The sequence below is a fragment of the Modestobacter sp. SYSU DS0904 genome (assembly GCF_054051115.1).
The window spans coordinates 94,694-113,570 of record NZ_JBJHAQ010000003.1 but is presented as its reverse complement, the minus strand read 5'-3'; the positions used below and the strand labels follow the sequence as shown (position 1 = coordinate 113,570).

The 18,877-nt window shown below is 75.0% G+C and carries 20 protein-coding genes; 17 read left to right on the top strand and 3 right to left on the bottom strand.

Going from position 1 to position 18,877, the window contains the following annotated elements:
• The first annotated feature begins 11 nt into the window (after positions 1-11).
• The gene (locus tag ACI79U_RS03035; RefSeq protein ID WP_457064914.1) at positions 12-1,310 is read left to right on the top strand and encodes a glycosyltransferase; all 1,299 of its coding nucleotides are present in this window, start codon (positions 12-14) and stop codon (positions 1,308-1,310) included.
• 73 nt (positions 1,311-1,383) lie between these two features.
• On the opposite strand, the gene ACI79U_RS03030 is transcribed toward ACI79U_RS03035, so the two are convergent.
• Together ACI79U_RS03030 and ACI79U_RS03025 are read right to left on the bottom strand one after the other, a co-directional pair.
• A complete protein-coding gene (locus tag ACI79U_RS03030) occupies positions 1,384-2,256 on the bottom strand; it encodes a DUF559 domain-containing protein (protein ID WP_457064915.1) in 873 nt (290 codons plus the stop codon).
• A 177-nt stretch (positions 2,257-2,433) separates the two neighbouring features.
• Positions 2,434-3,294, bottom strand: a complete 861-nt coding sequence (locus tag ACI79U_RS03025) for an aldo/keto reductase (protein WP_457064917.1) — start codon at positions 3,292-3,294, stop codon at positions 2,434-2,436.
• A 35-nt stretch (positions 3,295-3,329) separates the two neighbouring features.
• On the opposite strand from ACI79U_RS03025, the gene ACI79U_RS03020 reads away from it, so the two are divergent.
• The 16 genes from ACI79U_RS03020 to nusB all read left to right on the top strand — a co-directional run bounded on the left by ACI79U_RS03020 (position 3,330) and on the right by nusB (position 17,894).
• Positions 3,330-4,667, top strand: coding sequence for a replication-associated recombination protein A (locus ACI79U_RS03020; protein WP_457064919.1), 1,338 nt, complete (start codon positions 3,330-3,332; stop codon positions 4,665-4,667).
• Positions 4,668-4,748: 81 nt separating this feature from the next.
• A complete protein-coding gene (locus ACI79U_RS03015; RefSeq protein ID WP_457064921.1) occupies positions 4,749-5,174 on the top strand; it encodes a DUF948 domain-containing protein in 426 nt (141 codons plus the stop codon).
• Positions 5,174-5,461: a hypothetical protein gene (locus tag ACI79U_RS03010; protein ID WP_457064923.1), complete on the top strand. Its 288-nt coding sequence runs from the start codon at positions 5,174-5,176 to the stop codon at positions 5,459-5,461. The genes ACI79U_RS03015 and ACI79U_RS03010 overlap by 1 nt, the downstream gene beginning before the upstream one ends.
• A gap of 64 nt (positions 5,462-5,525) precedes the next feature.
• A complete protein-coding gene (alaS, locus tag ACI79U_RS03005; RefSeq protein WP_457064925.1) occupies positions 5,526-8,213 on the top strand; it encodes an alanine--tRNA ligase in 2,688 nt (895 codons plus the stop codon).
• Positions 8,210-8,539, top strand: coding sequence for a hypothetical protein (locus ACI79U_RS03000; RefSeq protein WP_457064927.1), 330 nt, complete (start codon positions 8,210-8,212; stop codon positions 8,537-8,539). Before alaS ends, ACI79U_RS03000 begins: the two co-directional genes overlap by 4 nt.
• Positions 8,536-9,021 (top strand): Holliday junction resolvase RuvX, encoded by a 486-nt coding sequence (gene ruvX / locus ACI79U_RS02995; RefSeq protein ID WP_457064929.1) that lies wholly within the window; start codon positions 8,536-8,538, stop codon positions 9,019-9,021. Before ACI79U_RS03000 ends, ruvX begins: the two co-directional genes overlap by 4 nt.
• Positions 9,018-11,099 carry an endolytic transglycosylase MltG gene (gene mltG / locus ACI79U_RS02990; RefSeq protein WP_457064931.1) on the top strand — a complete coding sequence of 694 codons (2,082 nt, stop codon included), beginning with the start codon at positions 9,018-9,020 and terminating at the stop codon, positions 11,097-11,099. The genes ruvX and mltG overlap by 4 nt, the downstream gene beginning before the upstream one ends.
• Positions 11,072-11,911, top strand: a complete 840-nt coding sequence (locus ACI79U_RS02985; protein WP_457064933.1) for a shikimate dehydrogenase — start codon at positions 11,072-11,074, stop codon at positions 11,909-11,911. Before mltG ends, ACI79U_RS02985 begins: the two co-directional genes overlap by 28 nt.
• A 10-nt stretch (positions 11,912-11,921) precedes the next feature.
• Positions 11,922-12,578, top strand: coding sequence for a prepilin peptidase (locus ACI79U_RS02980; RefSeq protein WP_457064935.1), 657 nt, complete (start codon positions 11,922-11,924; stop codon positions 12,576-12,578).
• 36 nt (positions 12,579-12,614) lie between these two features.
• Positions 12,615-13,793, top strand: a complete 1,179-nt coding sequence (aroC, locus tag ACI79U_RS02975; RefSeq protein WP_457064937.1) for a chorismate synthase — start codon at positions 12,615-12,617, stop codon at positions 13,791-13,793.
• A complete protein-coding gene (locus ACI79U_RS02970) occupies positions 13,790-14,329 on the top strand; it encodes a shikimate kinase (protein WP_457064939.1) in 540 nt (179 codons plus the stop codon). Before aroC ends, ACI79U_RS02970 begins: the two co-directional genes overlap by 4 nt.
• Positions 14,326-15,390 carry a 3-dehydroquinate synthase gene (gene aroB, locus ACI79U_RS02965; protein ID WP_457064941.1) on the top strand — a complete coding sequence of 355 codons (1,065 nt, stop codon included), beginning with the start codon at positions 14,326-14,328 and terminating at the stop codon, positions 15,388-15,390. The genes ACI79U_RS02970 and aroB overlap by 4 nt, the downstream gene beginning before the upstream one ends.
• Complete coding sequence (gene aroQ / locus ACI79U_RS02960) at positions 15,387-15,833, top strand: type II 3-dehydroquinate dehydratase (protein ID WP_457064943.1); 447 nt, start codon at positions 15,387-15,389, stop codon at positions 15,831-15,833. The genes aroB and aroQ overlap by 4 nt, the downstream gene beginning before the upstream one ends.
• Positions 15,833-16,924: a M24 family metallopeptidase gene (locus ACI79U_RS02955; protein WP_457064945.1), complete on the top strand. Its 1,092-nt coding sequence runs from the start codon at positions 15,833-15,835 to the stop codon at positions 16,922-16,924. Before aroQ ends, ACI79U_RS02955 begins: the two co-directional genes overlap by 1 nt.
• The gene (gene efp, locus ACI79U_RS02950) at positions 16,925-17,485 is read left to right on the top strand and encodes an elongation factor P (protein ID WP_153360732.1); all 561 of its coding nucleotides are present in this window, start codon (positions 16,925-16,927) and stop codon (positions 17,483-17,485) included.
• A gap of 4 nt (positions 17,486-17,489) precedes the next feature.
• Positions 17,490-17,894, top strand: coding sequence for a transcription antitermination protein NusB (gene nusB, locus ACI79U_RS02945; RefSeq protein WP_457064948.1), 405 nt, complete (start codon positions 17,490-17,492; stop codon positions 17,892-17,894).
• A 240-nt stretch (positions 17,895-18,134) separates the two neighbouring features.
• On the opposite strand, the gene bldD is transcribed toward nusB, so the two are convergent.
• On the bottom strand, positions 18,135-18,680 hold the full coding sequence (bldD, locus tag ACI79U_RS02940) for a transcriptional regulator (protein WP_457064950.1): 546 nt from the start codon (positions 18,678-18,680) through the stop codon (positions 18,135-18,137).
• Positions 18,681-18,877 lie beyond the last annotated feature (197 nt).

Sequence of the window (18,877 nt, the reverse complement as noted above, 5' to 3'; positions counted from 1 at the left end):
GAGTGGCGGGCATGCGGGTGCTGGTCGCGGCGATGCCGTTCGCCGGTCATGCCACGCCGATGGCTGCGGTCGCCGCGGCCCTGTGCGTCCGGGGGCACGACGTCGTCGCCTACACCGGGCACAAGTACGCCGACCGCTTCACCGCGGCCGGGGCCACCTGGTTGCCCTGGCGACAGGCCCCGGACTTCGACGACGCCGACCTGCGGGCCACCTTCCCGCAGGTGGGCAACGGGCGGGGACCGCGCGCGGTCACCGCGAACGTGGAGCACGTCTTCCTGCGCACCGGCCCCGGCCAGGCGCGGGACCTGCTCGCCGCCGGCCCGTTCGACGTGCTCGTCTCCGACCAGCTGGCGGTCGGCTCGGCCCTCGCCGCCGAGGTCACCGGCACCCCCTGGGCCTCGGTCTCCCTGGTGCCACTCGGGCTGACCAGCCGCGATGTGCCGCCGTTCGGGCTCGGGCTGCAGCCGGGTCGTGGGCGCCGCGGCCGGGCCCGCGACGCGGCGCTGCGCCGGCTCACGCACCTGGCCCTGGGGCGGCGGCTGGACCGGGTGGCCACCGAGGTCCGCGCGGAGCTCGACCTGGGCCCCGCGTCGTCGGGGGCCCTCGACGCCTTCTACTCACCGCAGCTGGTGCTCGCCCACGGCGTCCCGGAAGTGGAGTACCCGCGCGGTGACCTGCCCCGGCACGTGCACTTCGTCGGCCAGCTGGCCCCGCCGCCCGGCGGGGCCCCGCTGCCCGTCTGGTGGCCGGAGCTGCCGGACGACGGCCGACCGCTGGTGCACGTCACCCAGGGCACCTACGACGTCGACCCCACCGATCTGCTGCTGCCGACGCTGCGGGGGCTGGCCGACCGGCCGGTGACGGTCGCGGCGGCCACCGGCGGTGCCGACCTCCCGGCTGCGGTGGTGCCGGCCAACGCGCGACAGGCCTCGTTCCTGCCCTACGACCGGCTGCTGCCCCGGACGTCGGTCGTGGTCACCAACGGCGGGTGGGGCGGGGTGCTGGCGGCGCTGGCGGCCGGCGTCCCCCTGGTGGTCGCCGGCGGGACCCTGGACAAGCCGGAGATCGCCCGCCGGGTCGCCTGGTCCGGTGCCGGGATCGACCTGCGTACCGGACGGCCGCGGCCGTCGCAGGTGGCGGACGCCGTCGCACGCGTGCTGGCCGACCCGGGGTACGCGCGGCGGGCCGCGGAGGTGGCCACCTCGCTGGCCGCCCGTGGTGGCGCCGGCCAGGCCGCCGACCTGGTGGAGCAGCTGGCCTCGGATCGCCGTCCGGTGCTGCGCGAGGCGCCCGATCCGTGGGCCGCCTGATCCCCGCCCCGCCTGGATGATCATCGGCACGTGCACTGCCCCAGGGGCGTGTCCGGTAGCCGATCACCGATGATCACCTGGGGCCGGGGCGCCATCCCCGGCTGAGCAGTGCCGCCCGCGTGCGACCGACGACCACGTCGGGCGTGCTCAGGTGCCGGCGCGTGAACCGCAGCACCAGCCAGCCGTCGGCGGCCATCAGGCTGTAGCGGTCGACGTCCCGGTCGAACTGGTCGGGCTCTGCATGCTGCTGCCCCTCGTACTCCAGCAGGACCTTCCAGCGGCTGTAGCCCAGGTCCCCGTGGGCCACCACCCGACCGCGGCGATCGTGGACCTCCACCTGAGGTTCAGGGTCGGGTAGGTCGCTGGTGAGCAGCCAGTAGCGGGTGATGCTCTCCGGGCGGGAGTGCGCCTTCGGGGTGAGCAGAGGTGCGCAGGCCCGCGCGCGGACCACGCCGCGCACCCGGCCGGCGCGGGCCAGTCGGTCGCCCAGGCGGGCGGGGTCGAGGTGTGCACGGCGGTACAGCGCATCGCCCACCGCGACCAGTTCCGGTGGCGGCAGCAACGGTGCGAGATCGAGGAAGGTCTGCGCACCGGAGGTCATGCGCAGGCCGGCGTGCCGGACGACGTCCGCGTGCGTCAGCTGCCGCCCGTGCATCACCAGCCCGGCGTGCTGGGGGAGCACCCGTCGGGGCGTGAGCGCGACGTGCGGCCGGACCGGTGGATCGACGTGGGCGCCCAGCAGGGCGGCGGCGGTGCGATGGCTGAACGCTGCGTCGGCCGGCAGCACCGAAGCCAGCAGCCGCAACCGCTCGAACTCGTCGATCGCGTCGTCGAGGCGGACGACCACCCCGTGGAGCAGACGGACGTACTGCGGGCCGCGCAGCTGCGCCCGGGTCAGCCCCACGGCTCGGGCAGCGGCCACGGTGGTCGGCTCGGGGGAGGGCATGCAGCCACCGTCGACCGGGCCGACCGGTCGCGACGATGGTCGTGCGGCATCTGTGGAAGCCGCGGTCCCCTGTGGACCGGCGGCCCACCTCGGCGTCGATCATCGGCGAGTGGTCGGCCGACACGCCGACGGGGCACGCCGATCGCCGATGATCAACCGGGAGGAGCCCGGCTCGGGTCAGGCGGCGTCGAGGCGGGCGAGCTGCTCGGGGGTCAGCCGCAGGTCGGCGGCCGCCGCGGAGTCGGTGATCGACGCCGCCCGGGAGGCGCCCGGGATGGGGACGACGACGTCGGCCTGGGCCAGGTGCCAGGCGAGGGTGACCTGGTACACGGAGACCCCGAGCTCGTCGGCCACCGTGGCGAAGGCGCCGGCGGTCGAGCCCAGCGACTTCGCCGAGGACACCCCGCCGAACGGGCTCCACGGGAGGAACGCCAGCCCGAGCTCCGCGCAGTGGGCGAGCTCGCCGGCCGAGGAGCGCCAGCCGGGGGAGAACTGGTTCTGCACGCTCACGAACGCCGGGCCGATGACCTGGCGGGCGGTGTCGATCTGCGCGACGTCGGCGTTGGACACCCCGACCAGGTGCACCAGCCCGTCGTCGACGAGCGAGCGCAGCGCGCCCATCGAGTCCTCCCACGGCGTCGCCGGGTCGGGCCGGTGGAACTGGTACAGCCCGATGGCCTCGACACCGAGCCGGCGCAGCGAGGCCTCGCAGGCGCGGCGCAGGTACTCGGGGCGGCCGTCGAGGTCCCAGTCGCTGCCGCGGCGGGTGTGGCCGCCCTTGGTCGCCACCAGGACGTCGCCGGTGGATCCGCGGTGGGAGCGCAGCGCCCGGGCCACCAGTTCCTCGTTGTGCCCGAACTCCGCCTCGTCGTGGGCGTAGGCGTCGGCGGTGTCGATCAACGTCACGCCGGCGTCGAGCGCCGCGTGCACCACCGCCTCGGCGTCGGCGGGGGAGGGGCGGTCGTCCTTGCTCGACAGGGGCATCGCCCCCAGGCCGACGGCGCTGACGGTGCGGTCGCCGATGCGTCGCTGATGCATGGGAGCTGTCGTGCCCCCCGGGTAGCGTCGCAACCGTGAGTTCCCTGTTCGACCCCGCGCCCGACGAGGACGGCGGCGCACCCGTCGACCCGGGTGCGCCGCTGGCGGTCCGCATGCGGCCCCGCTCGCTGGACGAGGTCGTCGGGCAGGCCCACCTGCTGGCCCCCCGGGCTCCGCTGCGCCGGTTGGTGGAGGCCGACGAGCCGATGTCCCTGGTGCTCTACGGCCCGCCCGGCACCGGCAAGACCACGCTGGCGCACGTGATCAGCCTGGCCACCAAGCGCCAGTTCGTGCAGCTGTCCGCGCTGGACTCCGGGGTGAAGGAGGTCCGCGCGGTCATCAGCTCGGCCAAGCGCGAGCTGACGATGGCCGGCCGGCGCACGGTGCTGTTCATCGACGAGGTGCACCGGTTCTCCAAGACCCAGCAGGACTCCCTGCTCTCGGCGGTGGAGGACCGGATCGTCAGCCTCATCGCGGCCACCACCGAGAACCCGTTCTTCTCCGTGGTCAGCCCGTTGCTCTCGCGCAGCCTGGTGCTGGCGCTGCAGCCGCTGGGCGACGACGACGTCCGCACGCTGCTGCGCCGCGCGCTGACCAGCGACCGGGGCCTGGACGGCGCGGTCACGTTGAGCGCGGAGGCCGAGGAGCACCTGCTCCGCATCGCCGGCGGTGACGGCCGCAAGGCGCTGACCGCGCTGGAGTCGGGCGCCGGGGCGGCGCTCGCCACCGGCGTCACCGAGATCGACCTGCCGACCCTGGAGACCGCGGTGGCCCAGGCCGCGGTGCGCTACGACCGCGCCGGCGACCAGCACTACGACGTCGCCAGCGCGCTGATCAAGTCGATCCGCGGATCGGACGTCGACGCGGCGATGCACTACCTGGCCCGGATGGTGGAGGCGGGGGAGGACCCCCGCTTCATCGCCCGCCGCCTGGTGATCTCCGCCAGCGAGGACATCGGCATGGCCGACCCCACCGCGCTGCTGACCGCGGTCGCCGCGGCCGACGCCGTGGCCTTCATCGGCATGCCCGAGGGCCACTTCCCGCTGGCCCAGGCCGTCGCCCACCTGGCCACCGCGCCGAAGTCGAACGCGCTGACCACGGCGATCGGCGAGTCCGTGGCCGACGTGCGCGCCGGGCTGGCCGGTCCGGTGCCCCCGGGCCTGCGCGACGCGCACTACGCCGGGGCGAAGAAGCTCGGGCACGGGAAGACCTACTCCTACCCGCACGACCACGCCGACGGCGTGGTGCCGCAGCAGTACCCGCCCGACGCCCTGGTGGGCCGCGACTACTACCGGCCGACCGGTCGCGGGGTGGAGGCGCAGATCGGCGCGCGGCTGGCCAAGCTGCGGGCGATCGTCCGGCGCCGGGGCTGAGGGACGCCGGGCACAGCTAGGGTTGCCCGACCGGTGGTCGGACCACCGCGCACGCAGATGACGACGAAGGGGACCCACCACGTGTCCGCAGGAGAGATCGCCGGGCTGATCGCAGCCATCGCGGTGGCGTTGCTGGTGCTCATCGTGGCGGTGCCACTGATGAAGCTCGGGCGCACGCTCGACGAGACCACGCTGACCATCCGGCAGGTCCGGGAGCAGAGCCAGCCGATCCTCAGCCAGGCGTCGACGACGGTCACCCACGTCAACGCCAACCTCGAGCGGGTCGACGACATCACCGGCAACGCCGCCAACGTCTCGAGCAACGTGGCCGCGCTGACCAGCGTCTTCGCCGCCACCCTGGGCAGCCCGCTGATCAAGGTGGCCGCGTTCAGCTACGGCGTCCGCAGCGCCGCGAGGAAGAAGCGTGAGGGCCAGGCGCTCGCCGACGCCCAGCGCACGACCAGGGACGAGCGGCGGGCCCGCCGCGCCGCCCGGAAGGCCATCTGATGCGCCGGCTGTTCTGGCTCGCCATGGGCGTGACCATCGGCGTCCTCGTCGTCCGCAAGCTGTCCCAGACCGCGGAGAAGCTCACCCCGCAGTCGATGGCCGGCAACCTCGCCGACGGGCTGCGCGAGCTGGCCGACGCGATCGGTGACTTCGGCGCCGACGTCCGGGCCGCGATGGTCGAGCGCGAGGAGGAGCTGCGCGCCGGCACCGGCCTGGACGCCCCGCTGCCCGACAGTTCCCAGATCGAGCTGCCCTCCCGCCGCGGCGCGCACGCCGCGGACAGCTGAGCCCCACCCTCCCCGCTGCCTCCCGCAGGCAGCACCCGCTGGCTGGAGAACCGAGACCCACCGCATGCAGACCGCCGAGATCCGCCGCCGCTTCCTGGAGCACTTCGAGCAGCGTGGGCACACCGTCGTCCCCAGCGCCTCGCTGGTGTCACCCGACCCCTCGCTGCTGTTCACCGTGGCCGGGATGGTGCCGTTCATCCCGTACCTGACCGGCCGCGAGCCCGCTCCCTACCCGCGGGCGACCAGCGTGCAGAAGTGCGTCCGCACCCTCGACATCGAGGAGGTGGGCAAGACCACCCGGCACGGCACGTTCTTCCAGATGAACGGCAACTTCTCCTTCGGTGACTACTTCAAGGAGGGGGCGATCCAGTACGCCTGGGAGCTGATCACCGGGGACGTCGCCGCCGGCGGGCTGGGCTTCGACCCGGAGAAGATCTGGGTGACGGTCTACCTGGACGACGACGAGGCCGCCGAGGCCTGGCACCGCATCGCCGGCGTGCCGAAGGAGCGCATCCAGCGGCTGGGCATGGACGACAACTACTGGTCCACGGGTGCGCCCGGCCCGGCCGGTCCCTGCTCGGAGATCTACGTCGACCGCGGCAAGGAGTTCGGCCCGGACGGCGGCCCGGCCGTCGACCGCGCCGGTGACCGGTTCCTGGAGATCTGGAACCTGGTCTTCATGCAGTACGAGCGGGGCCCGGGGGAGGGCAAGGACTTCCCCATCCTGGGCGATCTGCCCAAGCAGAACATCGACACCGGCATGGGCCTGGAGCGGGTGGCCTACCTGCTGCAGGGCGTCGACAACATGTACGAGATCGACGAGGTCGCGCCGGTGCTGCGGCGGGCCGCCGACCTGGCGGGCGTGCGCTACGGGGCCGACCACGAGGCCGACGTCCGGCTGCGTGTGGTCGCCGACCACGTGCGCAGCGGTCTGATGCTGATCGGCGACGGCGTCACCCCCGGCAACGAGGGCCGCGGCTACATCCTGCGCCGGCTGCTGCGCCGCGCGGTCCGGTCGATGAAGCTGCTCGGCGTCGACGAGGCCACGCTGCCGGAGCTGCTGCCGGTCTCCCGGGACGCGATGAGCGCCAGCTACCCCGAGCTCGCCGGGGACTTCGCCCGCATCTCCGGCGTCGCCTACGCCGAGGAGGAGGCGTTCCGGCGCACCCTCACCGCCGGCACCGCGCTGTTCGACACCGCGGTCGCCCAGGCCAAGCAGGCCGGCACCCCCGCGCTGTCCGGCACCCAGGCGTTCTCGCTGCACGACACCTACGGCTTCCCGATCGACGTGACCCTGGAGATGGCCGCCGAGCAGGGCGTCAGCGTCGACGAGGCGGGTTTCCGGGCCCTGATGAAGGAGCAGCGCGACCGCGCCCGCGCCGACGCACGGGCCAAGCGCACCGGCTCGGTCGACGTGCTGGCCTACCGGCGGCTGCTCAGCGAGTTCGGCCCGACCGACTGGCGGGCCTACGACGCCCTGCACACCGACTCGCGGGTGCTCGGGGTCGTCGACGAGGGCGATGACGGCACCTCCGGCGACGCCGAGCCCGTGGTGGGCCCCGGCGGGATCACCCGGGTCGTGCTGGACCGGACGCCGTTCTACGCCGAGTCCGGCGGCCAGGTCGCCGACGCCGGCGAGCTGACCTGGGACGGCGGCCGTGCCGAGGTCATCGACGTGCAGCGCCCGGTCAAGGGCCTGGTCGCCCACCAGGTGCGGGTGCTCGAGGGTGAGCTGCGCGCCGGTACCGAGCTCACCGCGCAGGTCGACCGCGAGTGGCGGCTCTCGGCCTGCCAGGCGCACTCGGGCACGCACGTGCTGCACGCCGCGCTGCGCCAGGTGCTCGGCCCGCAGGCCCTGCAGTCCGGGTCGTACAACCGCCCGGGGTACCTGCGGCTGGACTTCGCCTGGCAGGGCGCGCTGACCACGCGGCAGCGGCTGGACATCGAGGACGTCGCCAACGCCGCCGTCCGCGCCGACCACGGGGTGCGCGCGCTGTACATGACGCTGCCCGAGGCCCGGGAGTTCGGTGCGCTGGCGCTGTTCGGCGAGACCTACGGCGAGCAGGTCCGGGTGGTCGAGATCGGCGGGGAGTGGTCCCGCGAGCTCTGCGGTGGCACCCACGTGCGCGGCAGCGCGCAGATCGGCACGCTGGCGCTGACCGGCGAGAGCTCGGTCGGGTCCGGTGCCCGCCGGGTCGAGGCGGCGGTCGGCCTGGAGGGCTTCCGCTACCTGGCCCGGGAGCGTGACCTGGTCCGCCAGCTCGCCGACCTGCTCAAGACGCCGCAGGACGGGATCGTCGACCGGGTCAGCGGCATGCTGTCCCGGCTCCGCGACGCCGACAAGGAGCTCGCCGACCTGCGCGCCCGCCAGACGCTGGCCGCCGCCGGCGACCTGGCCGCCGCGGCGACCGACGTCGGGGGTGTCGCGGTGGTCACCGGTGCGCCGGCCGGCCTGTCCGGTGGCGACCTGCGCAGCCTCGCCCTCGACGTCCGGGGTCGGCTCGGTGAGCAGCCCGCCGTGGTGGTGCTGGCCTCCGCGGCCGACGGCAAGGTCGCCCTCATCGCCGCGGTGAACCCCGCCGCGCAGCAGCGGGGCCTGTCGGCCAACGACCTGCTCAAGGCCGCGGCCGGGCCGGTCGGCGGGCGCGGTGGTGGCAAGCCGGACGTCGCCCAGGGTGGCGGCACCGACCCGGCGGGCATCCCGGCGGCGCTGGCCGCGGTCGGGCAGGCGATCGGGGCGGCCGGCTCGTGAGCGCGACGTCCGACGGGCCCGGCGCCGGGCCGGTGGAGGAGCCGGTCGAGCAGACCGGCCGTCCGCCGGTGCCCGGCCGGGCACCAGCGGACGACGTCAGCCCGGCGGGCGAGCCGGACGGCACCCCGGCCGGCGGGGACCGGCACCACACGGAGCGGGTGCCCTTCCCCCTGCCGGCACCGAAGCAGGCGCCGCAGACCGGCCGGCTCCAGCTGGGCGGCTACCCGCCCCGGGTGCCGGGTGCCGGCCGTCGCGCCGAGCCGGCGCCGGCTGATGAGAACGCCGGCGGGCAGGCCGAGGACGACGGCCCGCGGAGGCCGCGGTGACCGGGCCGGACCGGTCCGGCCCGTCGTGGACACCGGGGCGGCGGCTGGGCATCGACGTCGGGACCGTCCGGGTCGGCGTGGCCCTCTCCGACGCCACCGGCACCCTCGCCAGCCCGCTGGAGACGGTGCGTCGTGCCAAGGACCAACGGGATCTTGACCACCTGGCCGGGCTAGTTGTGACACACGAGGTGGTCGAGGTGGTTGTGGGCTTGCCCAAACACCTGTCCGGTGCGTCGGGCGCGTCGGCAAGAGATGCCAGCACCTACGCTCGAGATCTGGCCAGCCGCATCGGGGACGTCCCCGTGCACCTCGTCGACGAAAGGCTCTCCACCGTGACCGCCGCCACTCACCTGCGCGCCGGGGGCATCGACAGCCGCCGGCAGCGGTCGGTCATCGACCAGGCCGCCGCGGTCGTGATCCTGCAGAGCCACCTCGACGGGCGACCACGTACTGGTCCCGACTCCGGGGGGCGCACCTCGTGACCGACCCGACCCCGCCGCCTCCCCGCGGCCGACACTCCGAGTTCGACGCCGCCGAGGGCGCCGGGCGCCCCGCGGCCGAGCTGCTCGCCGCATGGGGCGGGTCCTCGACCCAGCTGACCGAGGACCAGGGCGAGCTGCCCGGTGCCGGTCGGCCCGCCCGTCGCCGCCACGTGGCCGAGTCCGACACCGGCGCGCTGCCCGGCTCCCGCGTGCTGCGCGGCGGCGCCGCGGCGGCCGCGACGCCGGTCGGCTGGGCCCGTCCCGGCCTCTCCGTGCCCGGTGCGCGGACCGCCGCGGACGCCGCCCCGCGCACCACCGAACTCGCCGTCCCTCCGCGTGTCCCGGGCGCAGCCCCCACCGGCCGGGGCGTCCCGGCCGGGCCGGCCGTCCCGACCGGACGCACGCCCGTCGACGACCTCCGGCCGCCGCTGTCGCCGGGCGGCCCGACCGCGCCGTCCGCCGACGACGAGGACGACCGGTTCACCGTGGGCGACACCGACCCGAGCTGGCGGGCCGGCCGCCGGCTGGTGCCGGACGTGCCGCCCCCGGCGGGCGGTCTGGGCGTGCTGGTGGGCAGCCGGACCGCCGGTGCCACCGCGGCGCCGGCCCTGAGCACCGCTGAGCTCGCCACCGAGGTCCACCCGGTGGTCCGGGCCGACGACCGCGGCGCGGACGAGTTCGGCGCCGACGACGGCACCGCCTGGACCCGGGACGACGCCGCCTGGGCGGAGCACGCCTGGGCCGAGGCCCGGCAGCACCCCGGCGAGCCGGACGGCGAGGACGGCCACCCCGCCGGCGAGTTCGCCGGGGCCGACCAGCAGGACGTCGACCGCCACGGCCGCGCCTCCGAGGACCCCGACCCCCACCACCACGAGCCCGACCACCACGAGCCCGACCACCCCGACCCCGACCACCACGACCGGACCGGTGGCCTGGAGGTCCTGGGCGCCGACGACGGCCACGGCACCGGCGGCTCGGGTGGCGGCGGTCGCGGTCGTGGTCGGCGTGGGGGAGCCGGCAACGGGGGCGGGGCGTCCCCGAGCCGCCGCCGGCCGGTCACGATCGTGCTCTCCCTGCTGGTGCTGGGCGGCCTGGTCGCCGGCATCGTGTTCGGCGGGCAGGCGCTGTGGCGCACCCTCAACCCCGCGTCGGAGGACTACGCCGGTCAGGGCACCGGCGCGGTCGAGGTCCGGGTGAGCGAGGGCGACACGCTGCGCACCATCGCCCAGTCGCTGGTGTCCGCGGACGTCATCGCCTCCACGGGGCCCTTCCTGGACGCCGCCGAGGCCAACGACTCGGCCACCGGCATCCAGCCCGGGGTCTACTCGATGCGGCAGCAGATGTCCGGCGCCGCCGCGCTGGACCTGATGCTGCACCCCGAGACCCGGATGGTCACCCGGGTGACCCTGCCGGAGGGGCTGACCGTCGCCCAGACCCTCGACCGGCTGGCGGAGGGCACCGGCATCCCGCTCGCGGAGTGGCAGGCCGCGGCGGCCGACTTCGCGGCGATCGGACTGCCGGCCTACGCCGGCGGCACGCTGGAGGGCTTCCTGTTCCCGGCCACCTACGACGTCACCCCCGACGACACCCCCATCTCGGTGCTGTCGGCGATGGTCGCCCGCGCCGACCAGGTGCTCAACCAGCTCGGCGTCCCGGCCGAGCGGCGGCTGGAGGTCGTCACCAAGGCCAGCATCGTGCAGGCCGAGGCCATGTCGGTCACCGACATGGGCATGGTGGCGCAGGTGGTGGAGAACCGGCTGCGTGACGGCATGCCGCTGCAGATGGACTCCACGGTCAACTACGCCAACGGCAAGAGCGGCATCACCACGACGCCGCAGGACCGGGCCAACCCCTCGCTCTACAACACCTACATGCACCCCGGGCTGCCGCCGGGGGCGATCAGCAACCCGGGGGAGGACGCCATCCAGGCCGTGCTCAACCCGATCCCGGGTGAGTGGCGGTACTTCGTGGTGGTCAACCCCGACACCGGCGAGACCCGCTTCGCCGTGACCGGCCAGGAGCACCAGCAGAACGTCCTGCTGTTCCAGCAGTGGCTGCAGGACAACCCGGGCAACTGAGCGGCGGGCCGGGGACGGGCGGGCGTGCCGCCGTCCTCGGCCGGCCGGTCAGCCACTCCCTCTCCCCGCTGCTGCACCGGGCGGCCTACGCCGCGCTGGGGCTGGACGGCTGGACCTACGACGCCCTGGACGTGGGCGCGGAGGACCTCCCGGTGCTGCTGGCCGGGCTGGGCCCCGAGTGGCGCGGGTTCTCGGTGACCATGCCGTGCAAGCAGGCGGCGGTCGAGGTTGCGGACGAGGTCGACCAGCTGCCCCGGCTGCTCCACGCGGCCAACACCCTGGTCCGCACCGAACGCGGCTGGCGGGCGGAGAACACCGACGTCCAGGGCGTCGGGATGGCGCTGCAGCTGGGCGGTGTGGAGCGGGTCGACCACGCGGCGGTGCTGGGCGCCGGTGGGACGGCGGCGGCCGCGGTCACCGCGCTGGCCTCCCTGGGCGCCCGGCGGATCGACGTCGTCGTCCGCGAACCCGCCCGCGCCGGGGACCTGCTGCGGGTGATCGACGAGCTCGGGGTCACCGCCGACGTCCAGCGGCTGGACCGCACCGGCACCCTCGCCGCGCCCGTCGTGGTGAGCACCGTGCCCGTCGGCGGGCAGCCGGCCGTGGCCGACCTGGCCTGGTGGCGCGGGCAGACCGTGCTCGACGTGCTGTACGCCGGCTGGCCCACGCCGCTGGCCCAGCGGGTGCAGGAGGCGGGGGGCACCACCATCAGCGGCCTGGAGGTGCTGTTCTGGCAGGCCACCGCCCAGGTCGAGTTGATGACCGGACTGCCGGCGCCGATCGCGGCGATGCGCGCCGCGCTGGACGCCTGACCCGGCGCCGGTGACCGCCGCGGTGCCTCTCGCCGGGGCCGCGCTCGGCGCGTTGCTGGGGCCGTGGCTGGCGGCGGTGACGGTGCGGCTGGCCCGGCGCGACCCCACCGCCCGGCCGACCCCCCGCCGGGTGGCGCTCACCTGCCTGCTCGCCGCGGCCGCGCTGGCGGCGGCGCCCGCGCTCGCCGGACTCCGGCCCGCCGCCGTCGCCCTGGGGTGGTTCGGTGGCGCCGCCGTCGTCCTGGCCGGGGTCGACCTGGCCAGCCACCGGCTGCCCGACCGGGTCACCTACCCGGCGGCACTGGTCGGCGCCGTCGCCCTGGCGGTGGACGGCGCGGTCACCGGTACCTGGCCGGCCGTGGGCCGGGCCCTGCTCGCCGCCGGGGTGGCCTGGGCGGTGCTCACCGGCGTCCGGCTGGTCGACCCGCGCTCGTTCGGCGGCGGGGACGTCAAGCTGCTCGCCCTGCTCGGCCTGCTGCTGGGGTGGGCCGGCTGGGGCGTGCTGCTCACCGGGGTGTTCGCCGGGCTGCTGATCGGGGCGCTCGGGTCGCTGCTGCTGATCGCCACCGGCCGGGCGCGCTGGCGCACGGCGGTCGCGTTCGGCCCGCCGCTGCTGCTCGGCGGGTACGTCGCGCTGGCCCTGGCCGGGCCGTTGCCCGGTGCCTGAGCGGGTCCGTCGGGGCGTGCTGGCAGAATCCCCCGCATGTTGCGCTGGCTGACCGCCGGTGAGTCGCACGGCCAGCAGCTCACCGCCATCCTCGAAGGTCTCCCCGCCGGTGTGCGGGTGCAGACCACCGACCTCGACACCCAGCTCGCCCGCCGCCGCCTGGGCCACGGCCGCAGCGCGCGGATGAGCTTCGAGGAGGACGTCGTCACCCTCACCGGTGGCGTCCGGCACGGCATCACCCAGGGCGGCCCGATCGCCGTCCAGATCGGCAACACCGAGTGGCCCAAGTGGTCCACGGTGATGTCCGCCGACCCGGTCGACCCGGAGGTGCTCGAGGGGCAGGCGCGCAACGCCCCGCTCACCCGGCCCCGCCCCGGCCACGCCGACCTCGCCGGTCTGCAGAAGTACGGCTTCGACGACGTGCGCCCGGTGCTGGAGCGCGCGAGCGCCCGGGAGACCGCGGCCCGGGTCGCGCTCGGCACCGTGGCCCGGCAGTTCCTGCACCAGGTGCTCGGGGTCCAGGTGGTCAGCCACGTGGTCGGCATCGGCCCGGTCACCGTGCCCGAGGGCGTGCTCCCCGGCCCGGAGGACAACCCCCGCATCGACGAGGACCCGGTGCGCTGCGCCGACCCGGACACCAGCGGCCTGATGATCGCCGAGGTCGACGACGCGCGGAAGTCCGGCGACACCCTCGGCGGCGTCATCGAGGTGGTCGTGCACGGCCTGCCGCCGGGTCTGGGCAGCCACGTGCACTGGGACCGCCGGCTGGACTCCCGGCTCGCCGGTGCCCTGATGGGCGTGCAGTCGGTCAAGGCCGTGGAGGTCGGCGACGGCCTGGAGACCTCCCGGCGCCGCGGCTCGGTCGCCCACGACGAGATCGAGCTGGTGAGCGGTCAGCTGCAGCGGCGCACCGACCGCGCCGGCGGCATCGAGGGCGGCATGACCAACGGCGAGGTGCTGCGCGTGCGCGCGGCCATGAAGCCGATCAGCACCGTGCCCCGCGCCCTCGACACCGTCGACGTCGCCACCCGGGAGGCGGCGGTCGCGATCAACCAGCGCTCCGACGCCTGCGCCGTCCCGCGCGGCAGCGTGGTGATGGAGGCGATGGTCGCCCTGGTGCTGGCCGACGCCGTGCTGGAGAAGTTCGGCGGCGACTCGGTGCCCGAGACCAGCCGCAACGTGCAGGGCTACCTCGACGCGCTGTCCATCCGGTGAGCCCCTCGACCGGCCCGCGGCTGGTGCTCGTCGGCCCACCGGCGTCGGGCAAGACCACGGTCGGCACCGCGGCCGCCGGCGCGCTCGGGCTGGCCTTCCGGGACACCGACGCCGACGTCGCGGCCGAGACCGGCAGCACCATCGCCGACCTGTTCGTCCAAGAGGGCGAGGCGCACTTCCGCGCGCTGGAGGAGCAGGCGGTCGCCCGGGCGCTCGCCGAGCACCCCGGCGTGCTGGCGCTCGGCGGCGGCGCGGTGACGAGCGCGGCCAGTCGCGCCCTGCTGGTCGCCCACGGCCGGGCCGGCGGGGCGGTCGTCTGGCTCGACGTCGACGTCCCCACCGCGGCCCGCCGGGTCGGGCTCTCCCGGGACCGGCCACTGCTGGCGGTCAACCCGCGCGCCATGCTGCGCACCATGCTCGAGGCCCGCGCTCCGCTCTACGCCGAGGTCGCCACCGCGACCGTGTCCACCAGCGGCCGGGACGTCGACGCCGTCGTCGCCGACGTGCTCGCCGCCACCCGGGAGGTCCGCTCGTGACCGCGCACCGCATCACCGTGGCCGGTGACCGGCCCTACGACGTCGTGATCGGCCCCGGCGTGCAGGCCGAGCTCGGCCTGCTGCTGGCCGGCACCCCCCGGGCGGTCGTGGTGCACAGCCGCGCGCTGGCCGCCGCGGCCGGCGCCGCCGTCGAGACGCTGCAGGAGGCCGGGGTCGCCGCCGAGGCGGTGGCCGTCCCCGACGGCGAGGCGGCGAAGACCGCCGAGGTCGCCGCCGGTGCGTGGGAGGAGTTCGGTCAGCTCGGGCTCACCCGCTCCGACGCCGTCGTCGGCGTGGGCGGGGGCGCGGTCACCGACCTCGCCGGGTTCCTCGGCGCCACCTGGCTGCGCGGGGTCCGGGTGGTCCAGGTGCCGACCAGCCTGCTGGGCATGGTCGACGCCGCCGTCGGCGGCAAGACCGGCATCAACACCCGGGCCGGCAAGAACCTGGTCGGCGCCTTCCACCCGCCCGCGGGCGTGCTCGCCGACACCGACGCGCTCGCCGGCCTGCCCGAGGCGGAGTTCTGCGCCGGGCTGGCCGAGGTGGTCAAGTGCGGCTTCATCGCCGACGGGCGGGTGCTGGAGCTGCTGGCGGCCGACCCCACCGGCCGGGCCGACACCGCCGAGCTGATCGCCCGCGCGGTGCAGGTCAAGGCCGACGCGGTGGGGGAGGACCTCTACGACACCGGCCGCCGCGAGTTCCTCAACTACGGGCACACCCTGGCCCACGCGATCGAGCGGGTGGAGGACTTCGGCTGGCGGCACGGCGAGGCGGTCGCCGTCGGCCTGGTGTTCGCCGCCGAGCTGGCCGGTCAGGCGGGGTTGCTGCCCGCCGCCGACGTCGCCCGGCACCGCGACCTGATCGTCGCCATGGGGCTGCCCACCACCTACCGCGGCGACTGGCAGCAGCTGCAGGCGGTGATGCGGGTGGACAAGAAGGCCCGCGGCGCCTCGCTGCGGTTCGTCGTCCTCGACGGCCTCGGCAACCCGCGCATCCTGACCGACCCCGACCAGGCCTGGCTGGACGCCGCCTGGGCAGCCGTCAGCGAGGAGACAGCATGACCATCCAGGTGCTCAACGGGGCCAACCTCGGCCGGCTCGGCACGCGTGAGCCGGAGGTCTACGGGACGACGACGTACGCCGAGCTGGTGGCGCTGATCGAGGCCGCGGCCGGCGAGCTGGGCCTGCAGGTCGTCGTCCGGCAGACCGACTCCGAGGCCGAGCTGATCCGCTGGGTGCACGAGGCCACCGACGCCGGCGACCCGATCGTGGTCAACCCCGGCGGCTGGTCGCACACCTCCGTGGTGCTGCACGACGCGCTGGCCGCGGTCACCGCCCCGGTCGTCGAGGTGCACATCAGCAACATCCACCGGCGCGAGGAGTTCCGGCACCACTCCTACGTCTCCCGGGTGGCCGACGGCGTGATCGCCGGCCTCGGCGTGCAGGGCTACGAGCTGGCGCTGCGGTACCTCGCCGCCAGGGATGCCGCCCGGGGCGCCTCCTGATGGCCCGGGACACCACCCGCGAGGCCGGGCGGCGGGAGCGGCTGTGCGCCGTCGCCGCCGAGCAGGGCCTGGACGCCGTCCTGGTCACCAACCTGCTCAACGTGCGCTACCTGACCGGGTTCACCGGCTCCAACGGGGCGTTGCTGCTGCGCGCCGACGGGCGGCACGTCTTCGGCACCGACGGCCGCTACACCACCCAGGCGCAGGCCCAGGTGCCAGACGTCGAGCTGCTGGTCGACCGGGGCACCGTGGGGGCGCTCGCCGCCCGCGCGGCCGCCGACGCCGGTCGGATCGGCTACGAGTCGCACGAGGTGACCGTCGACGGGCTGCGCGCGCTGGAGCGGGTGGCGTCCGGGGTCGAGCTGGTCAGCATCCGGCGGGCCGTCGAGGCGCTGCGCGCGGTCAAGGACGACGACGAGGTCCAGGCGCTGCGCCGGGCGTGCGCGGTCGCGGACCGGGCGCTGGCCGAGCTGGCCGCCGAGGGAGCGCTGCGGCCCGGGCGCACCGAGCTGGAGGTGGGCCGGGAGCTCGACGCCCGGATGCTGGCGCTGGGCGCGCAGGCGCCGAGCTTCGAGACGATCGTGGCCACCGGCGCCAACTCCGCCATCCCGCACCACCGGCCCGACGCCACCGTGCTGCGCGACGGGGACTTCCTCAAGCTCGACTTCGGCGCGACCGTCGACGGGTACCACTCCGACATGACCCGCACCGTGGTCCTCGGGCACGCCGCCGACTGGCAGCGCGAGGTGTACGAGCTCGTCGCCGCCGCCCAGGCCGCCGGCCGGGCGGCGCTGGCCGTCGGCGCGGAGGTCGTCGCGGTCGACGCCGCGGCCCGCGACGTCATCGTCGCGGCCGGGCACGGTGAGCACTTCACCCACGGCCTGGGCCACGGGGTGGGGCTGGAGATCCACGAGGCACCGGGGATCTCGGCGCTCGGCGCAGGTACCCTGGCCGCTGGCATGGCCGTCACCGTGGAGCCGGGTGTCTACCTGCCCGGACACGGCGGTGTCCGGATCGAGGACACCCTCATCGTCACGGACGACGAGCCCGACTTGTTGACCCTCACGAGCAAGGAACTGCTGGTTCTCTAGATGGCTACCACCAACGACCTCAAGAACGGCATCGTCCTCAACCTGGACGGCCAGCTCTGGACCGTCACCGACTTCCAGCACGTCAAGCCGGGCAAGGGCGGCGCCTTCGTGCGCACCACCCTGAAGAACGTGCTGTCGGGCAAGGTCGTCGACAAGACCTTCAACGCCGGCACCAAGGTCGAGACGGCGAACGTCGACAAGCGCTCGATGACCTTCCTCTACAAGGAGGGCACCGACTTCGTCTTCATGGACGGCGACACCTTCGAGCAGATCTACGTCCCCGAGGCGACCGTCGGCGGCGGCGCGGACTACCTGCTGGACAACACCGAGGTCACCGTGGCGGTGCACGACGACACCCCGCTGTACGTCGAGCTCCCGGTGACCATGGAGCTCGTGGTGCAGCACACCGACCCGGGCCTGCAGGGCGACCGCTCGACCGGTGGCACCAAGCCGGCGACGCTGGAGACCGGTGCGGAGATCCAGGTGCCGCTGTTCATCACCACCGGCGAGAAGCTGAAGGTCGACACCCGCGACGGCCGGTACCTCGGCCGGGTCAGCTGACCTCGTGGCCGCCCGGTCCAAGGCCCGCAAGCGCGCGGTCGACGTCCTCTACGAGGCCGACCTGCGCAGCAGCGACCCGCTCCAGGTGCTCCGCGACCGGGTCGGCGACGACTCGCCACCGGTGCCCGACCACGCCGTCCGGCTGGTCGAGGGCGTGGTCGAGCAGCAGTCCCGGATCGACGAGCTGATCGAGCGGCACGCCCAGGGCTGGTCGCTGGACCGGCTGCCCGACGTCGACCGCGCGATCCTGCGGATGGCCACCTACGAGCTGCTGTGGGTCGACGACGTCCCCGACGCGGTGGTGATCGACGAGGCGGTGACGCTGGCCAAGGCGCTGTCCACCGACGACTCGCCGGCCTACGTCAACGGCGTCCTCGGCGGCATCGTGAAGGCCGAGATCCCCACCTGACGTCCAGCAACACCGAAGGGCCCCCTCCATCTCGGAGCGGCCCCTTCGGTGTCGTGCAGGAACACCGGACCACGGCTGACCCCCACCGGTCGGTGACCCCGGTGCGCGCGTCAGCGCGCTGAGATCTGCGGCGGCGGGCCCGGAGGGTCCCCGGCGCAGATCTCGAAACGGCTCACCGTAGCCGGGAACGGCTCCAGGCCGCGGTGCGGTCCGTCAGGATCGCGATGTCACCGCGCGATGTCAGCGCGGGATGCGCCGCCGGTCGCCGCCCCAGGAGGGCTCGTCGTCGTCCTCGGTGGCGTAGCCGACGCCGTCCGGGCCGGGGGAGAGCACACCCCACTCGATGAGCCGGGTGGTCAGCTCGTCGGGGCTCATGTCGTAGATGATCGCCAGCGACTTGAGGTCCTCGGCGCGGATGGACAGCACCTTGCCGTTGTAGTCGTGGCGCTGCGCCTGGATGGTCGAGGCGTAGCGGGCCAGCGGCCCGGCCTCGTCGGCGGGCAGCGAGCCGAGCGACTCCAGGTTCAGCACGATCTTGGTGCTCTTGGTGACCGCGCTGCTCGGCCGCGGGTCGGGCAGCAGCTCGGACACCGGGACGCCGTAGAACACGGCGAGCTCGGAGAGCCGCTGGACGGTCACCGCCCGGTCGCCGCGCTCGTAGGAGCCCACGACGACGGCCTTCCACCGGCCGTGCGACTTGTCCTCCACGCCCTGCAGCGACAGGCCCTGCTGGTTGCGGATCGCTCGCAGGCGGGCGCCGAGTGCCCGGGAGTAGTCGGTGCTCATCGTTTCTGCTCACTGACTGTCGTCGGATGGGAGCCGTACTGGTGACGCAGAGTACCGAGACTCCGTCCGGAGCGACAGTCGGCCGACGCTCGTAGGGGTCAGATCGGCTGATCCGAGCACCGTCGGAGGTCACCTCGGCCGGTGCAGTACCGTCGTCGCCGGTCCCACTTCCTTTAACGACCCGTCCAGTGAGGCGG